Below are 19,464 nucleotides of genomic sequence, written 5' to 3' on the forward strand. Positions count from 1 at the left end.
TCAGTGTAAGCAGCACCCAATATTCGAACGTCTGGACCCGAAGCTCGCCGACAATGTCCCCATGAAGCCCCCGCAGACGCCCCAGCAGCCCGCCCCGGACCCGTCCCCGGCCTCGTCACCGGCCCTGGCCTCGTCCCCCACCCCCACCCCCACCCCCACCCCGCTCACCGTCGGCTTCGACCTCGACCTGACGCTGATCGACAGCCGCCCCGGCATCAAGGCCGCCTTCGAGGCCTTCGCGGCCGACACCGGCGCCGAGATCGACGCCGACCTCGTCGTCTCCCGCCTCGGCCCGCCCCTCGAACACGAGATGGCGCATTGGTTCCCCGAGGAGCAGGTCACGGAGATGGTGGCCCGCTACAGGGAGTTCTACCCGCTGTACGCGATCGAGCCCTCGCACCCGATGCCGGGCGCCCGGGACGCGATCCAGGCCGTGCGCGACGCGGGCGGCCGCACGATCGTCGTCACCGCCAAGAACGGCCCGCACGCCGAGCTGCACCTCGCGCACCTCGGCATCGAGCCGGACGCGGTCGTCGGCGGCCTCTGGGCCGAGGGCAAGGCGGAGGCCCTGCGCGCCCACGGCGCCCAGGTGTACGTCGGCGACCACGTCGGCGACGTCCGCGGCGCCGCCACGGCGGGCGCCGTCGCGGTGGCCGTGGCGACCGGCCCCTGCGCCCCCGAAGAGCTCCGCGCGGCGGGCGCGGACGTGGTCCTCACGGACCTGACGGACTTCCGTCCGTGGCTGGAGACCTACCGCGCCTGAGCGGCTGCGGCCGCACCCTGCCGGGCCTGCCGCCGCTGGGCCGCGATGGACCGCAGCACTCCGGCGGCGGCGACGGCGAATCCGACGCCCATGAGCATGGAGACGGTGTACGCGACGGTGGGGAACGGCTCGGTCCCCAGGAACAGCGGAGCCACCGTGACCAGCGTCGCCACCGCACCGACGGCGAAGAGCACGACACCGACCTTGACGAGGCCGTCACCCGGGGCGCTGTCGTTCACCGGCACGGCAGGGGTTTCACTACGCATCCAGTCAGGGTAGTTCCCAGGCCGGACGAACACTTCGGCGGCCGCTCCGGCAGCGTCTTGTCAGCGGCCCCCGGAGCACTAGCCTTGGTGCCGGCGGGTCGGGCGACCCGCCGTTTGCCGTACCCATGACAGCCCATGACAGCCCATGTCAGCCCCAGCGACGAGTACGAGGACGAGGACAGACGTGCCTACCGGCAAGGTCAAATGGTTCAACAGCGAGAAGGGCTTCGGCTTTCTCTCCCGCGACGACGGCGGCGACGTCTTCGTGCACTCGTCGGTGCTCCCTGCCGGAGTCGACGCACTGAAGCCTGGCCAGCGGGTCGAATTCGGTGTCGTCGCCGGTCAGCGCGGCGACCAGGCGCTTTCCGTGACGATCCTCGACCCGACCCCGTCCGTCGCCGCCGCGCAGCGCCGTAAGCCCGACGAACTGGCGTCCATCGTGCAGGACCTGACGACGCTCCTGGAGAACATCACACCGGCCCTGGAGCGCGGCCGGTACCCGGAGAAGACCCAGGGCAAGAAGATCGCGGGCCTGCTGCGCGCGGTCGCCGACCAGCTCGACGTCTGATCCGCACGGCCACGGTTACGGCTACAGCCACAGCTCAGGCCACAGCCACAGCCACAGCTCAGGCCACTACGGGAACGCGAGCGCGTCCGGGCCGAGGGGCGGTACGAGTCCCTCGGCCGCGGCGCGGGTGAGCAGCCCGCGGACCGCCGCGTAGCCGTGCTCGCCCAGGTCGGCCGTGAACTCGTTCACGTAGAGGCCGATGTGCTGGTCGGCGACCTTCGGGTCCATCTCCTGGGCGTGCTCCAGGACGTACGGCCGCGAGGCCGTCGGGTCGTCCCAGGCCATCCGCACGGATGTGCGGGCCGACTCGGCGAGCAGCCGCAGGGTCTCCTCGCCGAGGGAGCGGCGGGCGACGATCGCGCCGAGCGGGATCGGCAGCCCGGTCGTGGCCTCCCAGTGCTCGCCCATGTCGGCGAGGCAGTGCAGGCCGTAGTCCTGGTAGGTGAAGCGGGCCTCGTGGATGACGAGCCCCGCGTCGACCTTGCCGTCGCGGACGGCGGGCATGATCTCGTGGAACGGCATGACGACGACGTTCCCGACGCCTCCCGGCACGGTCTCGGCCGCCCACAGCCGGAAGAGGAGGTACGCGGTCGAGCGCTCGCTCGGCACGGCGACCGTCTTCCCGGCGAGGTCGGCCCCGGTCCCGGCGTCCTTCGTCAGCACGAGCGGCCCGCAGCCCCGGCCGAGGGCGCCGCCGCAGGGCAGCAGCGCGTACTCGTCGAGGATCCACGGCAGGACGGCGTACGAGACCTTCAGGACGTCGTGGTCGTCGGCGCCGCCCTCCGCCCAGCCGTTGGTGACGTCGATGTCGGCGAAGGTCACGTCGAGCCGGGGGGCGTCCGGGACGCGGCCGTGGGCCCAGGCGTCGAAGACGAAGGTGTCGTTCGGGCAGGGCGAGTAAGCGATCTTCAGTTTCACTTCGCCTCCAGGGAGAAATCCAGGGAGAAAGCGGGCCCCAGCAGCGAGAACGCCCGCCGGAGGGAGTCCAGGGCCTCGCCGATGCGCCAGGCGGCGCGGTCGCGCGGGCCGACGGCGTTCGACACGGACCGGATCTCGACGACGGGCACGCCGTACGCGGCGGCGGCCTCGGCGACGCCGAAGCCCTCCATCGCCTCGGCGGCGGCCGTCGGGTGGCGCCCGGCCAGCTCGGCGGCGCGGCCGGCGGTGCCGGTGACGGTGGAGACGGTGAGGACGGGTGCGACGGTGTGCGGCCGGCCGCCGGCGCGCAGCGCGGCGGCGAGGGGGCCGGTCAGGGCGGGCGGTACGGGGTGCGCGGACCGTCCGAAGCCGAGCTCCTCGACGGCGAGGTACCCGTCCGGGGTCTCCGCGCCGAGGTCGGCGGCGACGATCGCCGCGGAGACGACGACGGTGCCGATCGGGGCGTGGGGCGCGAATCCGCCGGCGATTCCGGCGGAGACGACGAGGTCGTAGGGGGTGGCGGCGTCCGCCAGCGAGGCGTACGCCAGTGCCGTGCCCGTCGCGGCGGCCACGGCCGCCGGGCCGACCCCGCCGACGAGGAGATCCACTCCGTCGGCGTGGCGGCGCAGGGTGAGGCCACCAGGGAGCGCCAGGGGCTCCCAGGCGGTGTCCCGGGCGGTGTCCCGGGCGTGCTCCGGGGCGGTGTCCGGGGCGTCAGGACCGAGGCCGGCGGCGACGGAGTCGGCCTCCGCCGCCACGGCCGTCACGATCAGGATCCGGTGGACCACCGGCGGATCAGGATTCCTTCTTCAGCTGGAAGTGCCAGATGCCGGTCAGCTTCTTGCCGGTGTTCTCGACGATGGTCACCTGGGTCTTGTCGGTGGCCTCGCCGGTCTGGCTGGAGAAGAAGGCGCTGGCCGGAATGGTCCGGTACGTCTTCTTGTACGGCTCGGGCTCGGCCTGCTGGCCGCCGAGGAAGATCGTCCAGCCGTTGTCCGCGATCTCGGGGTCGACCCCGAAGCGGATCTTGTCGTCCATCGCCACGGTGATGGACTTCTCGGCCTTCTTGTTGAGGCACTGCTGGATCTGCGACTCCTTGATGGCGTCGCCGTCGTTGTAGCAGGCGGCCTCGGAGTGGATCGAGTCGGACCCGACCGTGACGGTCGCGATCGGAGTCGGCTTGTCGCAGGCGGAGAGAACGAGGAGCCCGGCGGAGACGGCCCCGAGGGCGACGGCGGCCCGGCGGCGCGAGCCGGAGAAGAACGCAACGGTCATGAGCCGAAGGCTATCGGGCCGCCGCGCCCGCGCCACGCGGGGGTACGGCGCGCCGCCGCTCCGTGACCTCGGGAGACCTCGCGGGAACCCCTCGGAAGCCCCCGCAGCGGGTCCGTACCGCGTCGGCAGGCCGCCCGCACCGCGCCCTCCCCTACGCCACCCGAGCCTTCGGGCGGCCCTGTGGGCCCGGCGGGCCCTGGCGGCGGCGGGCCGCCCCGAGCAGGCCGCGGACGGAGAGGAGCGCGCCCAGCGCGAGGATCCCGGCGGCCACGGCCATGCCGAGCGTGCCGTTCAGCGGCAGGGCGATGCCGATCGCCCCGCCCACCACCCACGCCATCTGCAGCGCCGTCTCCGAGCGCGCGAACGCCGACGTCCGCACCACCTCCGGCACGTCCCGCTGGATCAGCGCGTCCAGCGACAGCTTCGACAGGGCCTGCGTGAGGCCCGCGACCGCGCCCAGGACGGCGACCATCGCCCCGCCGAAGAAGATCGCCGCGCAGATCGCCGTACCGCACACCACGCTGATCATCGTGGCGATGATCACCTCGGGCCCGTGGCCCCGGTCGCGCAGGAGCGAGCCGGCGGCCGTGCCGCAGGCGTTCCCCACGCCCGCCGCCACACCCACGATCCCCAGGGAGACGGCGGCGCTCTGCCCCGACAGCGGATGCTCGCGCAGCAGGAACGCCAGGAAGAAGATCAGGAAACCCGACAGCATGCGCTGCGCCGCGTTCGCCTCCAGACCGTGCAGGACGGACGGGCCGACCGTCCGCAGACTCGGCTTCCGCTCGCCGTGAGTCAGCAGGTGCGCCCGCCGTTCACCCTTCGCCGAGTCCACCTTGGGCGGCAACCGCAGCGCCCAGAACGCGCCGAGCACGAACAGCGCACACGCCCCGTACAGCGGATACCGGGGCCCGAGCAGCTGGAGCCCCGCCCCGATGGGCGCGGCGATCCCGGTGGCGAGCAGCCCGGCGAGGGTGACCCGGGAGTTCGCCTTCACGAGCGAGAACTTCGGTGGGAGCAGGCGCGGGACGACCGCGCTGCGCACCACCCCGTACGCCTTCGAGGCGACCAGGACGCCCAGTGCCGCCGGGTACAGCTCCAGGCCGCCGGTGGTGACCGCGCCCGACATCATGATCGCGAGGACCGCGCGGGTCAGCATCGCGCCCGCCATCGCCGCGCGCCTGCCGTGCGGGATGCGGTCCAGAAGCGGGCCGATCACCGGGGCGAGCAGGACGAAGGGGGCCATGGTGACGGCGAGGTAGAGCGCCACGCGGCCGCGGGCCTCGTCGGTGGGTACCGAGAAGAAGACGGTGGAGGCGAGGGCGACGGTGATCATGACGTCCCCGGCGCCGTTCACGGCGTGCAGCTCGATCAGTTTGCCGAGCCCCGACTCGCCCGCTCCGTGGGCGTGGGTGGCCTTCCGGATGCCCTTCGCGGTCCCGGTGAAGGGCAGGTGCAAGGCGCGTCCGACCGACCGGCCCGCTCGGCGGAGCGGTCCGGCATGATCTTCGGATCGTGCGGGAGACCGTGCGGCTGCCACTCCGTCATAGTGCCCCACCAGCGCGCCGCACGAACCGTGGCGCGGCGAACGGAGGAGGTACGGAAGGGGTACGGAGTCGCTAATGAGCCAGTTCTGACGGCCCGCGATCCGCGTCTCCAGGGGGCCCGCAGCTCCCCTCGGCCGTCCGCGATCCGGGCCACTTGAGGCGGGCAGGTGGGCGGAGGCCCGCGAACGGGGTAGCGTGCGTAGCGCGTCACCGGCGGAAGTTCTCGGCCGCGCGCCTCTTCGGCATCCCGCAGAATGGATGGCGATAGGTGTGCCCGAGACACGCGAGACAAGTCGGGTGCGGACGTCGATGCGGCCCCCTGGTCCGCTCCGCCCGCCGCCCGTGGCTTCGCTTTCGCCCCTCGGCCGGCGCACCCGTGAGACGGCGTAGGAGAGAAGCGAGACCTGTGAGTGCTGCGACGACGCGAAGCGGTGCCCCGCGTACCCCGCGAGCCACGCGTACCCCCGACCGCCTGTGCGTCGAGGCGGTAGACCTCGCGCGGGAGGCCGCCGAGGAGGCGGCCGCGCCCGGCAAGGTGGGCGCACACGTCGAGGTCGTCGCGGAGGGCGACCGGGTCGTCACGCACTTCTTCGAGTGCGAGGAGCCCGGTTACCGCGGCTGGCGCTGGGCGGTGACGATCACCCGTGCCTCCCGCGCCAAGAACATCACGCTGGACGAAACCGTCCTGCTGCCCGGCGCCGACGCCCTCCTCGCCCCCGAGTGGGTGCCGTGGAGCGAGCGCCTCCGCCCCGGCGACATGGGCCCGGGCGACCTGCTGCCCACCGAGCAGGATGACCTGCGCCTGGAGCCCGGCTACTCGGGCGAGGACGCGCCGCCGCCGAACTCGGCGGTCTCGGAGGAGCTGGCGGACCACCTCGACGCCGAGGACGCCGAGATCGTCTCCCGTACCCCCTCGCGGGGCGCGATCGCCTCGGTCGCCGAGGAGCTCGGCATGCGCCGCGCCCGGGTCCTCTCCCGGTACGGCCTGCACGTGGCCGCGGACCGCTGGGACGAGAGCTTCGGCGCCAAGACGCCGATGGCGCAGGCCGCGCCCGCGTCCTGCGACTCCTGCGCCTTCCTGGTGCCGCTCGCCGGCTCCCTGAAGCAGGCCTTCGGCGTGTGCGCCAACGAGTTCTCCCCGGCGGACGGCCGGGTCGTCTCCCTCGCGTACGGCTGCGGCGGCCACTCCGAGGCCGCGGTCATGCCGAAGCCCCCGCGCCCGGCGCCCCCGGTCCTCGACTCGATGGCCGCGGACGTCTTCCCGCTCCGCCCGGCCAAGGACTCCGGCTCGACGACCGAGCCCGACGACTCCTCCGAGGACCTGGGCCACTCGTAACCCTCGCGGCCTCCCCGGGATGTGCTTCCGCGCGCCCCGGGGACGGCACGTGCCCCGGCGGCCGGGGTGGGGCGGAGCGCGGTACCTTTCGGGCCCCGGACCTTCGGGTCCGGCAGTGTCACCACCCGACCAGTACCCGATCACCACCCCATCAGCCCGTGATCACCACCCCATCGGCCCGTGATCACCGCGCCCCGCAGAGTGGAGTCAGACGTGAGCGTCAGCGTCCGGACGACGACCGACGGAACCGATCCCTTCGGCACCGCACGGCTGCGGCGGGGAGTGCTCGACGCCTGGGGCGCCTCGCCCGCCCGGTTCCGCGAGGACGCCAACGCCGAGGAGGACCTCGCGCTCGGCGGCTACCGCGACCGGCTCGTCGTCGAACTCGCCCAGAACGCCGCCGACGCCGCCCACCGCGCCGGCGTCACCGGCCGCCTCCGCCTCACCCTCCACCCCGCCGACGACGAGAGCCCCGCGATCCTCGCCGCCGCCAACACCGGCGCCCCGCTCGACGCCACCGGCGCCGAGTCACTGTCCACGCTCCGCGCCTCCGCCAAGCGCGAGCAGGGCCCCGGCGCCGTCGGCCGCTTCGGCGTCGGCTTCGCCGCCGTCCTCGCCGTGACCGACGAACCCGCCGTCCTCGGCCGCCACGGCGGCGTCCGCTGGTCCCTCGCCGAAGCCCGCGAACTCGCCGCCGAGTCCGCCCGGTACAGCCCGGGCCTCGGCGACGAACTGCGCCGCAGGGACGGCCACGTACCCCTCCTGCGCCTCCCGCTGCCCGCCGAGGGCACCGCGCCCGACGGCTACGACACGGTCGTCGTCCTCCCGCTGCGCGACACCGCCGCCCGCGACCTGGCCGAACGGCTCCTCGAATCGGTCGACGACGCGCTGCTCCTCACCCTCCCCGGCCTCGCGGAGATCGTCGTCGAGACGGCCGAGGGCGTACGGACCCTCCGCAGGTCCGAGGACGACGGTTACGTCCACATCGACGACACCGCCACCGGCACCCACCGCTGGCGGACCGTCTCCCACACCGGGCCCCTCGACGCCGGACTCCTCAAGGACCGCCCGGTGGAGGAGCGCCTCCGCCCCCACTGGTCCGTCACCTGGGCCGTACCCGTGGACGCGGAGGGCGCCCCGCGCCACCCCCGTACCGAACCCGTCGTGCACGCCCCGACGCCCACCGACGAACCGCTCGGCATCCCCGCCCTCCTCATCGCCTCCCTGCCGCTGGACACCGCGCGCCGCCACCCGGCGCCCGGCCCGCTCACCGACTTCCTGGTGCAGCGCGCGGCCGACGCGTACGCCGAACTCCTCGCCGACTGGCAGCCGGTGACGACCGCGACCCTCGACCTCGTCCCCGGCCCGCTCGGCAAGGGCCCGCTCGACGGGGCCCTGCGCGAGGCGATCCTCGACCGGCTGCCGCGGGTCGCGTTCCTGGCCCCGGCCGCCCCCTCCGAGGAACTCCCGGCACTCCGCCCGATCGAGGCGGAAGTCGCGGAGGGCGCGGGCGCGGAGACGCTCGACGTCCTTGCCGAGGTCTTCCCGACCCTCCTCCCGGCCGGCCTGGAGCGGCGCCCCGAACTGCGCACCCTCGGGGTGGGCCGCGTCCCCCTGACGGAGGCGATCGACCGCCTCGCGGGCGTCGACAGGGCCCCGACGTGGTGGTGGCGGCTCTACGACTCGCTCGCCGGCGTCGACCCGGACCGCCTGACGGGCCTCCCCGTACCGCTCGCGACCGACTCCGACCCCGACTCCGACCCTGACTCCGGCTCCGGCTCCGGCGAGGCGGCGGTCCGGATCCGCACGACGATCGGCCCCCGCCAGGTCCTGCTCCCGCAGGACCGGACCCCCGCCGAACTGACCCGCCTCGGCCTGAAGGTGGCGCACCCGGAAGCGGCGCACCCGCTCCTGGAGAAGCTGGGCGCCCTGCCGGCCACGCCCCGCGCGGTCCTGACGACCCCGCAGGTGAGGGCGGCGGTCGCGGCCTCCCTCGACGCGGGGGAGATCTGGGACGAGGACGCCGACACCCTCGACGCGGAGGAACTGGCGGACACGGTCCTCGCCCTCGTACGGGACGCGGAACTCGACCCGGGCGAGGAGCCCTGGCTCGGCGCGCTCGCCCTCCCCGACGAGGACGGCGAACTCTCCCCGGCGGGCGAACTGGTCCTCCCGGGCTCGCCCTTCGCGGCGGTGATGCGCGAGGACGAACTGGCCTACGTGGACGCGGACCTGGCGAGCCGCTGGGGCGAACAGCCCCTCGCGGCCTGTGGAGTCCTGGCCACCTTCGCCCTGGTCCGCGCGACGGACCTGGTCCTCGACCCGGACGAGGTCGAGCCCCGGGAGAGCGACTACCCGGAGCCGGACGACGCCGGCCTCCTCGACGCGGTCGACGTGTGGTGCGAGGACGTCCTGGACCGCCTGCCGGAATCGCCGGTGCCGCCGGTGGCGACGGAGATCGTGGCGGTACGGGACCTGGACCTGGTCGACGACGACGCCTGGCCGCAGGCCCTGGCCCTCCTGGCGCAGCCGCCCCTGCGAGACGCCCTGACCCAACCCGTCCGGATCCTCCTCCCGGACGGCACGACGGAGACGGTCCGCTCGTACACGGCATGGTGGCTCCGGGACCACCCGGTCCTGGACGGCCGCCGCCCGGCCGGCCTGCGGGCCGAGGGCTCGGACCCCCTCCTCGCCGGCCTGTACGACTCCGCCGACGCGACCGGCTTCGACGACGAACAGGTCCTGCGGGCGCTCGGCGTCCGCACGTCGGTCGCGGCGCTCCTGGAGGAACCGGGCGGCGCGGCCGAACTCCTGACGCGCCTCGCGGACCCGGAGCGCGAGGTCACGGCCCCCCAACTGCACGCCCTCTACACGGCCCTCGCGGACCTGGACCCGGAGCAGGTCACGCTCCCGGACGAGCTGCGCGCGGTAGTGGACGGCGAACTGGTGGTGGTGGACGCGGCGGAGGCCCTGGTGGCGGACGCCCCGGACCTCCTCCCCCTCACGGGCGACACCCCGCTGCTCCCGGTGGCCCCGTCGAGGGCGGCGGACCTGGCGGAACTGCTCCAGGTCCGGCGCCTGAGCGAGACGTTCGAGGCGGAGGTGACGACGGTCGGCGAGGAACACGAGGTCCCGCCGTCGGTCCACGAACTCCTGGGCCCGGCCACCCCCGCCTCGTACATCGAACACGAGGAACTCCGCGCGGCGGGCACGGAACTGGACTGGCGGGTCACGCCGGACGGCACCCTCCACGCCTCCACCCTGGAAGGCGTAGCGGCCGGCCTGGCCTGGTCGGCAGGCCAATGGCCCCGCCGCTTCGAGGTGGCGGCCCTGCTGGAGGACCCGTCGAGGACAGCGGAACTGGCAAGGGACCGCTGGTTCGACTGACCGAGGCGCTAGGGCGGGGGTTTCGGGCGGGCTTCTGGTGGGACCGCCCTCTTTCCGAGAGTCGCAGCTTCCGTCACCGCGTCAAGGGCAAGTCGGCTCCGCCGATGGCCTTCGGCCACCCTTGACCCGGTGCCGGAAGCTGCGCAACAACTCTCGGAGGGCGGTCCGGGGGCCGGGGTCGCGGGGGTCCGGGTATCGCTCAGGCCTCGTGAGCGGGTGACGGGCCGGTGGGTGGGGGCTCGGTTAGTGGCCGAGGCGAGTGGGCACCTTCCGTCGGTTCGGGGTGCGCGGTCGTTGAATGGGGCAGCGGGGCAAGGCTTGGCGGCGAACGCACGTCCCTCGGCTGGGATTCAGGCCCGGCTGGTCATTCCCGGTGGGTTGGGGCAGGCGAGCCGTGCATTACTACGAGTAAGGGGCCGGGGGGCAGCCGCAAGACGGGCATTTCACCCATTGGGGTCTGGCGCGGGCTGTCGAAGTGCAGGTTTTGTCGACGACTACCGCTGGGCGGTGGTGTTGGCTCCGTCGAGTGACTCCCGGATGATGTCCGCGTGACCGGAGTGCTGGGCGGTCTCCCTGATGAGGTGGAGCAGGATCCGTCGCACGGACCAGTAGACGGTCTCCGGCGGAGACCACGGTGTCCGGGGGAGGGGCAGGCGCCGGTCCAGGTCCGGCAGGGCGGACACGACGGCTTCGGTCGTCTTCGCCGCCGCCGCGTACTCCTCCAGGAGCTCGGCGATGCTCTCGCCGTCGGCCATGCGGTATTGCTCCATGTCGAGCATGCCTTCCGGCAGCTCGCCGTCCCCCTTGGCGATGATCTGCGTCCAGACCTGCTCGCCGCGAGTGAGGTGCTTGACGATCCCGCCCAGGGTCAGTTCGCTCACGGTCGTGCGCTGCGCGGCCTGAGCGTCGCTGATGCCGCGCACCGTGATCAGCAGCAACTCCCGCTGCTCCGCGAGCGCACTGAGCAGCTCGCCGCGCTCGCCGTCGAGGGAAGGGGATGCGGTCGGGTTCTCTGAGGAAGTGGCCATGGACTGACGATAGGAAGCATGTAGGTCAGGGTGTGTCCTCGATCCCACTCCGGGCCGGTGACGTCACCCCCACCGAGATTGACCAGCGGGGCCTGAATCCCGACCACCCACCGGCCGTCCCCCGCTAAGCCAAGCCCGACTGCCCCATTCAACGATCGCGCACCCCGAACCGACGGAAAGTGCCCACTCGCCCCCGCCGCAAGCCCAGCCCCCACCCACCGGCCCGCCACTCGCTCACGCAACCCCGGCCGATGCCCGGGGCCCCGGCGACTCCGGCCCCCGGACCGCCCTCCGAGAGTTGTTGCGCAGCTTCCGGCGCCGGGGCAAGGGTGGCCGAAGGCCATCGGCGGAGCCGACTTGCCCTTGACGCGGTGGTGGAAGGTGCGACTCTCGGAGAGAGGGCGGTCCCACCAGAAGCCCACCGGAAACTCCCGCCCCCAGAGCCCTGCGGGTGGCGCCGCGCTGACGTTCTCCCCTTCCGGTCCTGGCCCCCCGGTCCTGGCCCCCGCCGTGGCGCGCTCGGTCGGGCCGCGGTGGGGCGCGACACCCCTTCTGCCGGGTAGTGGCGCGGATTCGGCGCCTTTAGGGTGGCCGCGTGGAAATGGACGAACGGCTCCTTCACAGCTCGTCGTTCGGTGCAGCGGCAGCCGCGTACGCCGAGCATCGGCCGGACTACGCGCAGGACGCCGTGCGTTGGGTGCTTGAGCCCGCGCCCGGGGTGCGCGTGCTCGATCTCGGCGCCGGGACCGGCAAGCTGACCGCCACGCTGGCCGCGCTCGGTGCCGACGTCGTCGCGGTCGAGCCCGACCCGGCGATGCTGGCCGAGCTGCGCCGCACCCTGCCGGCCGTCCGAGCCCTGCCGGGCAGTGCCGAGTCGATCCCGCTGCCGGACGCGTCCGTCGACGCCGTGCTGGCCGGGAACGCCATGCACTGGTTCGACATGGCCGTCGCGGGGCCCGAGATCTCCCGGGTCCTCGCACCCGGCGGGGTCCTGGCCGGGCTGTGGAACGTCATGGACGACCAGGTCGAGTGGGTGGCCGGGCTCGCGCGGGTCAGCGGGAGCGCCGCCATCGGCCCGCGCGACACGCCGGCCAGTTGGCGGGCCGCGACCGCGGACATGCACCTTCCCAGGGTCAAGAGTGAGTCCGACGCGCTCCCTCTGTTCGGCTCGCCGCAGCGCGCCACGTTCCCGCACGGGCAGCGCCGTACCGCCGACTCCCTCGTCGCGACCCTCGCCACGCGCGCGGGCATGCTGGTCATGCCGGAAGAAGAACGCGAGGCCGCGCTCGGCCGGATCCGCGCATTCCTTTCCCGCAGGCCGGAAACCGCCGACGGCGAGTTCACCCTCCCGATGCTGACCGCCGTATTGAGGGTGCGGCGGATGTGACCTACACAGGGAACCTCTTGCTCACCCACCGGTAGGACAGCTCAAGCAGAGCCCCGCCCGCCGCCGCGATGACGACCGCCGCCCACGGCAGCGTCGTGCCCACCAGCTTCAGTGCGAAGAAGTTCTGGAGCCAGGGGACGACGAGGACGAGGAGGAAGGCGCCGGCCATGGTGGCGACCAGGGTGACGCGCCACCAGGTGTAGGGGCGGGCGATGATCGCGAGGACCCACATGGAGACGAGGAAGAGGGTGAGGGTGGCCGCGCTGGTCTCCGCCTCCAGGGCGCCCTCGCCGCTGTAGTGGTGGCGGGCGAGGAGGTACGTGGTGAAGGTGGCCGCCGCCGCGATGACGCCGCCGGGGATCGCGTACCGCATGACGCGGCGGACGAAGTGCGGCTTCGCCCGTTCCTTGTTGGGGGCGAGCGCGAGGAAGAAGGCGGGGATGCCGATCGTCAGGGTGGAGAGGAGCGTGAGGTGGCGGGGGAGGAAGGGGTACTCGACCTGCGAGCAGACCACCAGGACGGCGAGGAGGACCGAGTAGACCGTCTTGGTGAGGAAGAGGGTGGCCACGCGGGTGATGTTGCCGATGACCCGGCGGCCTTCCCCGACCACCGACGGGAGCGTCGCGAAGGAGTTGTTCAGGAGGACGATCTGGGCGACGGCCCGGGTCGCTTCCGAGCCCGAGCCCATCGAGACGCCGATGTCCGCGTCCTTCAGGGCCAGGACGTCGTTGACGCCGTCGCCCGTCATCGCGACCGTGTGGCCGTGGGACTGGAGCGCCGCCACCATGTCCCGCTTCTGCTGCGGGCTGACCCGGCCGAAGACCGCGTTCTCGTCGAGGACCTTCGCCATCTCCTCCCGGTCGGTGGGGAGCTCGCGGGCGTCGACGGTGTTCTCGGCGCCCGGCATGTCGAGTTTCCCGGCCACCGCGCCCACCGAGACCGCGTTGTCGCCCGAGATGATCTTCGTGGTGACGTTCTGGTCGGCGAAGTAGGCGAGGGTGTCGGCGGCGTCCGGCCGTAGCCGCTGCTCCAGGACGACGAGCGCGGTCGGGCGGACGTCGGAGGCCACCCCGGGGTCGTCGAGTTCGCGGGTCGTACGGGCGAGGAGGAGGACCCGCAGGCCCTGTTCGTTGAGGTGGTCGATCTCGGTGAGGGTCGGGTCCCCTGCCGTGAGGAGGACGTCGGGGGCGCCGAGCAGCCACGTCGAGTCCTCGCCGTCGCCCTCGCTGAAGGCCGCGCCGCTGTACTTCCGCGCCGAGGAGAAGGGGAGGGACTCCGTGCAGCGCCAGTCCACCGAGTCCGGGTAGGCGTCGATGATCGCCTGGAGGGAGGCGTTCGGGCGCGGGTCGGATTCGCCCAGGGAGCCGAGGACCTTGCGTACGTACGCCTCGTCCGAGCCGTTGAGGGGACGGAGCTCCGTGACGTCCATGCCGCCCTCGGTGAGCGTGCCCGTCTTGTCGAGGCAGACGACGTCGACGCGGGCCAGGCCCTCGATCGCGGGGAGTTCCTGGACGAGGCACTGTTTGCGGCCGAGGCGGATCACGCCGATCGCGAAGGCGACGGAGGTGAGGAGGACGAGGCCCTCGGGGATCATCGGGACGATGCCGCCGACCGTGCGGGCGATCGAGTTCTTGAGGTCGTTGTCCTTGACGACGAGCTGGCTGATGATCAGTCCGATCGCGGTCGGGATCATCATCCACGTCACGTACTTGAGGATCGTGGAGATGCCGCTGCGCAGCTCGGAGTGGACGAGGGTGAAGCGGGAGGCCTCTTCGGCGAGCTGGGCGGCGTAGGCCTCGCGGCCGACCTTGGTGGCGGTGAACGCGCCGCCGCCGGCGACCACGAACGAGCCGGACATGACCGGGGCGCCGGGCTGTTTCACGACCGGGTCGGCCTCGCCGGTGAGGAGCGATTCGTCGATCTCCAGGCTCTCGGCCTCGGCGACGACACCGTCGACGACGACCTTGTCGCCGGGTCCGAGCTCGATCAGGTCGCCGAGGACGATCTCGGAGGTGGAGAGCTCGGCGGCGACCCCGTCGCGGCGGACGGTCGGTTTCGCCTCGCCGATGACGGCGAGCCCGTCGAGGGTCTTCTTGGCGCGGAGCTCCTGGATGATGCCGATGCCGGTGTTGGCGATGATCACGAAGCCGAAGAGGCTGTCCTGGATCGGCGCGACGATGAACATGATCACCCACAGCACGCCGATGATGGCGTTGAAGCGGGTGAAGACGTTCGCGCGGACGATGTCGGTGGTCGAGCGGGAGCTGCGCAGGGGTACGTCGTTGACCTCGCCGCGCGCGACGCGCTCGGCGACCTCGGCGGAGGTGAGCCCGGCCGGGCGGTGCACGACGGGGGGTTCCACCGCCTCGGTCTCGCCGCCGCCCGTGTCGATCTTCGCCCGCTGAGTCATGTTTTCGACGGTACGACCGGAATGGGCCGTTCACCTGCCGAGCAGGGCGAAGATCAGACCGGGGGAGGAGGGGAATCGTCCCCTGGGGGTAGGAGCCCGAGGTCGTCTCGGGGTTCTGGTCCGTCCGTGCGGCTTCCGCCTGCTCCGCCTGCTCCGCCTGCTCGGCCTGCTCCGTCGGCTCCGACTACTCGGTCGGCTCCGCCTGCTCGGCCTGCTCGGCCTGCTCCGTCGGCTCCGACTACTCGGTCGGCTCCGCCTGCTCCGTCGACTCCGCCTACTCGGCCTGCTCCGTCGACTCCGCCGCCCGTGCCGCCGCGTGCCGCTTGAGCGCCGCGTCCCGCCCTCGTACGTACCAGATGCCGATCAGGCCGAGCCCGGCGCCGGCCAGGCAGGTCCACACCCACCAGGTCAGGTCCCGGTCGTCGAACCAGCCGTAGAAGGGCACCTGGACGAGGAAGAGGACGAACCACAGGATCGTGCCGCCGGTGATGGTGGCGACGACGGGCCCTTCGAGGGGCTCGGGTGCCTCGTGCTTCGGTGTCCACTTCGCCATGGGCCTCAGTCTAGGTGGCGGGAAATCGTATCTACGCGCGGAGATAGACGCTCGCTCGTTCATGTGTTCATACTGAAACGGTTTGCCTCTGGCGGGTTTCCCTCGTATGAACCGCCAAAAAGGACTTCTTCCGAAGAGGAACCCCCATGAGCACCACGGCCACCGCCAAGGCCACGTCCCCCGAGCCTGCGCACTCTCCGGAGCCGCGCTCGGGCCTCGACCGCTACTTCCGGATCTCCCAGCGCGGCTCGACCGTCGCCCGCGAGGTCCGGGGCGGTTTCGCCACGTTCTTCGCGATGGCCTACATCATCGTGCTGAACCCGATCATCCTCGGCAGCGCCAAGGACATGTACGGGCACCAGCTCGACAGCGGCCAGCTCGTCACCGCGACCGTCCTCACCGCGGCCTTCTCGACGCTCCTCATGGGCGTCATCGGCAACGTCCCGATCGCCCTCGCCGCCGGCCTCGGCGTCAACACGGTCGTCGCGCTCCAGCTCGCGCCCAAGATGTCCTGGCCGGACGCCATGGGCATGGTCGTCCTCGCCGGCGTCGTCGTGATGCTGCTCGTCGCGACCGGTCTGCGCGAGCGCGTCATGAACGCCGTCCCGGTCGGCCTGCGCAAGGGCATCGCGATCGGCATCGGCCTCTTCATCATGCTCATCGGCCTCGTCGACTCGGGCTTCGTCTCCCGCATCCCCGACGCCGCGCACACCACCGTCCCGCTCCAGCTCGGCGGCGACGGGCACCTCACCGGCTGGCCGGTGCTCGTCTTCGTCCTGGGCACCCTGCTCACCCTCGCGCTGATCATCCGCAAGGTGCCGGGCGCCATCCTCATCTCGATCGTCGTCATGACGATCGTGGCGATGGTGATCAACGCGGTCGCGACCGTCCCGTCCTGGGGTCTGACCACCCCGGAGTGGCCGGGCAACCCGGTGGCCTCGCCCGACTTCGGCCTGGTCGGCGAGGTCAGCCTCTTCGGCGGCTTCTCGAAGGTCGGTCTGCTGACCGGCATCCTCTTCGTCTTCACCGTGCTGCTGTCCTGCTTCTTCGACGCGATGGGCACGATCCTCGGCGTCGGCGACGAGGCCAAGCTGATGGACAAGGACGGCAACTTCCCCGGCATCAACAAGGTCCTGCTCGTCGACGGCCTGGCGGTCGCGGCCGGCGGCGGCACCTCCGCCTCGGCCAACACCTGCTTCGTGGAGTCCACGGCGGGTGTCGGCGAGGGCGCGCGCACGGGCCTCGCCTCGGTCGTCACCGGCGGTCTCTTCGCGGTCGCGCTGTTTCTCACGCCGCTGGCGACGATGGTCCCGTCGCAGGCGGCCACGCCCGCGCTGCTCGCGGTCGGCTTCCTCATCCTGGCCGGTTCGATCAAGGACATCGACTGGAGCGACTACACCATCGCGGTGCCGGCGTTCCTGGCGATGCTGATGATGCCGTTCACGTACTCGATCACGAACGGCATCGGCATCGGCTTCATCGCGTTCAGCGTGCTGCGCCTGGCGGCCGGCCGGGGCCGTGAGGTCCCGGTGGCCATGTACGTCGTGTCGGCGGTCTTCGTCTTCTACTACGCGATGCCGGCGCTCGGCCTCACGTGACCGTCGGGCGACGGCTCGGGCGAAGGCCCGGCCGCGGCTGCGGCTCCGACGCCGGTTCCGACTTCGGCTCCGACGCCGGTTCCGACTTCGGCTCCGACGCCGGTTCCGGCTGACGCCTCCCCGTAGAACTTCTCCGTCTCGTCGACGGCGGTCTTGAACCGCTCGTCGAAATCCTCGCGAATGAGCGTCCGGACGACATAGTCCTGGACGCTCATTCCTCTTTTCGCGGCGTGACTCTTGAGCCGGTCGAGCAGCTCACCGTCGATGCGCAGGCTGAGCACTGTCGATCCCATGCCGTTCAGGGTCGGGGCATCCGGTGCCCCTTTGCGTCACTTTCCGGATCTGACTCACTCGTTTGGGTGATGCATGGATACCGAAGCGTGACCTGCTGGTAGAGGGGTGTCCCCCTCCCGTGTGACCCGCCGTGTGCCCGCCGCGTGACCCGCAGTGTGATCCACGCGACGTCGGCGCGTCCCGGTTGGTATTTAGGAAGAGTAATGAGTTAGGCTAACGAACATGCCTGACCTGTCCCACGGCACCGCCGAAGACGCCGCGGCCGTGAACGCGCTCCGCTCCTCCGTCATGCGACTGAGCCGACGCCTCAAGCACCAGCGCGTCGACGAGTCGCTGAGCCCCACCGAGATGTCGGTGCTCGGCACTCTGAAGCTCTGCGGCTCCGCCACCCCCGGTGAGCTGGCCCGCAAGGAGCACGTCCAGCCGCCGTCGATGACCCGCATCGTCGCGCTGCTCGAAGCCAAGGGACTGGTCCGGCTGGAGCCGCACCCCGACGACCGCCGGCAGAAGGTGGTCCGCCAGACCGAGCAGGCCGAAGCCATGCTCGAAGAGTCCCGCCGCAAGCGGAACGCCTGGCTGGCCATCCTCGCCGAGGGACTGGACGAGGACGAATGGGCCAAGCTTCGCGCAGCCGCCCCGGTCCTGGAGAAGCTCGCTCACCTCTGATCGACGCGCCAAGGAGGCGAACGCACTTTGAGTACGGGACCCGGAGCAGACTCCGCACCCGTCCATCAACCCACCCTCAAGACCCGTGGGCGGGGGGAAACCTTCTCCTCGCTCAAAATCCGCAACTACCGGCTGTTCTTCACCGGAGCCATCGTCTCCAACACCGGTACGTGGATGGCCCGCATCACCCAGGACTGGCTGGTCCTGAGCCTCACCGGCTCGGCCGCCGCCGTCGGCATCACCACAGCCCTGCAGTTCCTGCCGATGCTGCTCTTCGGCCTGTACGGCGGTGTCATAGCCGACCGCTACCCGAAGCGGCGCCTGCTCCTCTTCAGTCAGGCCGCCCTCGGACTGTGCGGCCTCGCGCTCGCCGTCCTCACCCTCTCCGGCTCCATCCAGGTCTGGCACGTCTACCTGATCGCCTTCCTCCTCGGCATGGTGACGGTCGTCGACAACCCGGCCCGGCAGGCGTACGTCGCCGAGATGGTCGGCCCCGACCAGCTCCGTAACGCCGTCTCCCTGAACTCGGCGAACTTCCAGTCCGCGCGGCTCGTCGGCCCCGCCGTCGCCGGTGTCCTCATCGCCGGAGTCGGCAGCGGCTGGGCGTTCCTCCTCAACGGCCTCTCCTTCGCCGCCCCGCTCGTGAGCCTCCTGCTCATGCGGACGAGCGAGCTCCACAAGGTGGAGCGCGCCCCGCGCGGCAAGGGCCAGCTGAGGGAGGGCCTGCGGTACGTGGCCGGGCGGCCGGACCTGATCTGGCCGATCGTCCTCGTGGGCTTCATCGGCACCTTCGGGTTCAACTTCCCGATCTGGCTGACGGCCTTCTCGGAGGAGGTCTTCCACGTCGGCGCCGGTACGTACGGCTTCCTCAACACCCTGATGGCGGCCGGCTCCCTCGTGGGCGCCCTCGCCGCGGCCCGTCGCGGATCGACCCGGCTGCGGATGCTGGTCGTCGCGGCGGCGGTCTTCGGCGTCCTGGAGATCGCGGCGGCCCTGTCGCCGGCGTTCTGGCTGTTCGCGCTGCTGCTCGTGCCGATCGGCATGATCGGCCTCACGGTCAACATCACCGCGAACTCGGCCGTGCAGATGGCGACCGACCCGGCCATGCGGGGCCGCGTGATGAGCCTCTACATGATGGTCTTCGCCGGCGGCACCCCGATCGGGGCCCCGCTCCTCGGCTGGGTCACCGACACGTACGGCGCCCGCGTCGGCTTCGCGACGGGCGGCGTGATCTCGCTGCTCGCGGCGGGCGTCATCGGCCTGGTCCTGGCGAAGGTCGGCGGCCTGAAGGTCGCCCTGGGCTGGCGCCACGGGCACCCGCAGGTGCGGTTCGTGGCGCGGGAGCGTCTGGTGACCGCCGCCTAGCCCTCGGGTGGGCGGCGGCCTGGGCGTGTGGGGTCCGGGGCCGGGGCCTCCGCGGGGGAGGGGGGTCCGGACTGCGTCTCACCGCGCTTCGCGCGGGTTCACG

17 protein-coding genes are annotated in these 19,464 nt (G+C 72.1%); 8 read left to right on the forward strand and 9 right to left on the reverse strand.

Annotated features, from left to right (window positions below; genetic code table 11):
- The first annotated feature begins 61 nt into the window (after nt 1-61).
- Nucleotides 62-763 carry an HAD family hydrolase gene (locus tag ACFC0G_RS02610; RefSeq protein WP_376395957.1) on the forward strand — a complete coding sequence of 234 codons (702 nt, stop codon included), beginning with the start codon at nt 62-64 and terminating at the stop codon, nt 761-763.
- Here ACFC0G_RS02610 and ACFC0G_RS02615 read toward each other — a convergent pair.
- Nucleotides 751-1,029, reverse strand: a complete 279-nt coding sequence (locus ACFC0G_RS02615) for a hypothetical protein (protein WP_376395960.1) — start codon at nt 1,027-1,029, stop codon at nt 751-753. The genes ACFC0G_RS02610 and ACFC0G_RS02615 overlap by 13 nt on opposite strands.
- 184 nt (nt 1,030-1,213) lie before the next feature.
- On the opposite strand from ACFC0G_RS02615, the gene ACFC0G_RS02620 reads away from it, so the two are divergent.
- Nucleotides 1,214-1,597, forward strand: coding sequence for a cold-shock protein (locus tag ACFC0G_RS02620; RefSeq protein WP_376395963.1), 384 nt, complete (start codon nt 1,214-1,216; stop codon nt 1,595-1,597).
- Between the two features lie 66 nt (nt 1,598-1,663).
- Here ACFC0G_RS02620 and ACFC0G_RS02625 read toward each other — a convergent pair whose 3' ends face one another.
- The 4 genes from ACFC0G_RS02625 to ACFC0G_RS02640 all read right to left on the reverse strand — a co-directional run bounded on the left by ACFC0G_RS02625 (nt 1,664) and on the right by ACFC0G_RS02640 (nt 5,330).
- Entirely contained in the window at nt 1,664-2,515 is an 852-nt protein-coding gene (locus ACFC0G_RS02625) for a 1,4-dihydroxy-6-naphthoate synthase (protein WP_376395967.1), read from the reverse strand.
- Complete coding sequence (locus ACFC0G_RS02630) at nt 2,512-3,303, reverse strand: futalosine hydrolase (RefSeq protein WP_376395970.1); 792 nt, start codon at nt 3,301-3,303, stop codon at nt 2,512-2,514. Before ACFC0G_RS02630 ends, ACFC0G_RS02625 begins: the two co-directional genes overlap by 4 nt.
- 7 nt (nt 3,304-3,310) lie before the next feature.
- Entirely contained in the window at nt 3,311-3,790 is a 480-nt protein-coding gene (locus ACFC0G_RS02635) for a DUF2771 domain-containing protein (protein ID WP_359671183.1), read from the reverse strand.
- A 151-nt stretch (nt 3,791-3,941) separates the two neighbouring features.
- Nucleotides 3,942-5,330: an MFS transporter gene (locus ACFC0G_RS02640; RefSeq protein WP_376395974.1), complete on the reverse strand. Its 1,389-nt coding sequence runs from the start codon at nt 5,328-5,330 to the stop codon at nt 3,942-3,944.
- Nucleotides 5,331-5,743: 413 nt separating this feature from the next.
- Between ACFC0G_RS02640 and ACFC0G_RS02645 the strand changes: the two genes are divergently transcribed.
- The gene (locus tag ACFC0G_RS02645) at nt 5,744-6,673 is read left to right on the forward strand and encodes a DUF3027 domain-containing protein (protein ID WP_376395977.1); all 930 of its coding nucleotides are present in this window, start codon (nt 5,744-5,746) and stop codon (nt 6,671-6,673) included.
- Between the two features lie 201 nt (nt 6,674-6,874).
- The gene (locus tag ACFC0G_RS02650; protein ID WP_376396168.1) at nt 6,875-10,060 is read left to right on the forward strand and encodes a sacsin N-terminal ATP-binding-like domain-containing protein; all 3,186 of its coding nucleotides are present in this window, start codon (nt 6,875-6,877) and stop codon (nt 10,058-10,060) included.
- A gap of 494 nt (nt 10,061-10,554) precedes the next feature.
- On the opposite strand, the gene ACFC0G_RS02655 is transcribed toward ACFC0G_RS02650, so the two are convergent.
- A complete protein-coding gene (locus tag ACFC0G_RS02655) occupies nt 10,555-11,088 on the reverse strand; it encodes a DinB family protein (RefSeq protein WP_376395980.1) in 534 nt (177 codons plus the stop codon).
- Nucleotides 11,089-11,689: 601 nt separating this feature from the next.
- Between ACFC0G_RS02655 and ACFC0G_RS02660 the strand changes: the two genes are divergently transcribed.
- Nucleotides 11,690-12,475 carry a class I SAM-dependent methyltransferase gene (locus ACFC0G_RS02660; RefSeq protein WP_376396171.1) on the forward strand — a complete coding sequence of 262 codons (786 nt, stop codon included), beginning with the start codon at nt 11,690-11,692 and terminating at the stop codon, nt 12,473-12,475.
- Nucleotide 12,476: 1 nt separating this feature from the next.
- Here ACFC0G_RS02660 and ACFC0G_RS02665 read toward each other — a convergent pair whose 3' ends face one another.
- Together ACFC0G_RS02665 and ACFC0G_RS02670 are read right to left on the reverse strand one after the other, a co-directional pair.
- Complete coding sequence (locus ACFC0G_RS02665; protein ID WP_376395983.1) at nt 12,477-14,885, reverse strand: HAD-IC family P-type ATPase; 2,409 nt, start codon at nt 14,883-14,885, stop codon at nt 12,477-12,479.
- 274 nt (nt 14,886-15,159) lie between these two features.
- Nucleotides 15,160-15,438, reverse strand: a complete 279-nt coding sequence (locus tag ACFC0G_RS02670; RefSeq protein WP_376395986.1) for a DUF2530 domain-containing protein — start codon at nt 15,436-15,438, stop codon at nt 15,160-15,162.
- Between the two features lie 146 nt (nt 15,439-15,584).
- Here ACFC0G_RS02670 and ACFC0G_RS02675 point away from each other — a divergent pair, with 146 nt between their 5' ends.
- A complete protein-coding gene (locus ACFC0G_RS02675) occupies nt 15,585-17,036 on the forward strand; it encodes an NCS2 family permease (protein WP_376395990.1) in 1,452 nt (483 codons plus the stop codon).
- Here ACFC0G_RS02675 and ACFC0G_RS02680 read toward each other — a convergent pair.
- On the reverse strand, nt 17,006-17,329 hold the full coding sequence (locus ACFC0G_RS02680) for a hypothetical protein (RefSeq protein ID WP_376395993.1): 324 nt from the start codon (nt 17,327-17,329) through the stop codon (nt 17,006-17,008). The genes ACFC0G_RS02675 and ACFC0G_RS02680 overlap by 31 nt on opposite strands.
- Before the next feature lie 223 nt (nt 17,330-17,552).
- Between ACFC0G_RS02680 and ACFC0G_RS02685 the strand changes: the two genes are divergently transcribed.
- Both ACFC0G_RS02685 and ACFC0G_RS02690 read left to right on the forward strand, forming a co-directional pair.
- Nucleotides 17,553-17,996, forward strand: coding sequence for a MarR family winged helix-turn-helix transcriptional regulator (locus ACFC0G_RS02685; RefSeq protein WP_376395996.1), 444 nt, complete (start codon nt 17,553-17,555; stop codon nt 17,994-17,996).
- 27 nt (nt 17,997-18,023) lie between these two features.
- Nucleotides 18,024-19,361 (forward strand): MFS transporter, encoded by a 1,338-nt coding sequence (locus ACFC0G_RS02690; RefSeq protein WP_376395999.1) that lies wholly within the window; start codon nt 18,024-18,026, stop codon nt 19,359-19,361.
- Nucleotides 19,362-19,464 lie beyond the last annotated feature (103 nt).

Source organism: Streptomyces sp. NPDC056169 (genome assembly GCF_042268445.1).
Classification (GTDB): domain Bacteria; phylum Actinomycetota; class Actinomycetes; order Streptomycetales; family Streptomycetaceae; genus Streptomyces.

Bases quoted from the DNA above. Each gene is read 5' to 3' on its own strand.
- ACFC0G_RS02680 (WP_376395993.1), bottom strand. From the start codon at position 17,329: ATGGGATCGACAGTGCTCAGCCTGCGCATCGACGGTGAGCTGCTCGAC.
- ACFC0G_RS02655 (WP_376395980.1), bottom strand. From the start codon at position 11,088: ATGGCCACTTCCTCAGAGAACCCGACCGCATCCCCTTCCCTCGACGGC.
- ACFC0G_RS02685 (WP_376395996.1), top strand. From the start codon at position 17,553: ATGCCTGACCTGTCCCACGGCACCGCCGAAGACGCCGCGGCCGTGAAC.
- ACFC0G_RS02670 (WP_376395986.1), bottom strand. From the start codon at position 15,438: ATGGCGAAGTGGACACCGAAGCACGAGGCACCCGAGCCCCTCGAAGGG.
- ACFC0G_RS02660 (WP_376396171.1), top strand. From the start codon at position 11,690: ATGGACGAACGGCTCCTTCACAGCTCGTCGTTCGGTGCAGCGGCAGCC.
- ACFC0G_RS02675 (WP_376395990.1), top strand. From the start codon at position 15,585: ATGAGCACCACGGCCACCGCCAAGGCCACGTCCCCCGAGCCTGCGCAC.
- ACFC0G_RS02635 (WP_359671183.1), bottom strand. From the start codon at position 3,790: ATGACCGTTGCGTTCTTCTCCGGCTCGCGCCGCCGGGCCGCCGTCGCC.
- ACFC0G_RS02665 (WP_376395983.1), bottom strand. From the start codon at position 14,885: ATGACTCAGCGGGCGAAGATCGACACGGGCGGCGGCGAGACCGAGGCG.
- ACFC0G_RS02615 (WP_376395960.1), bottom strand. From the start codon at position 1,029: ATGCGTAGTGAAACCCCTGCCGTGCCGGTGAACGACAGCGCCCCGGGT.
- ACFC0G_RS02610 (WP_376395957.1), top strand. From the start codon at position 62: ATGAAGCCCCCGCAGACGCCCCAGCAGCCCGCCCCGGACCCGTCCCCG.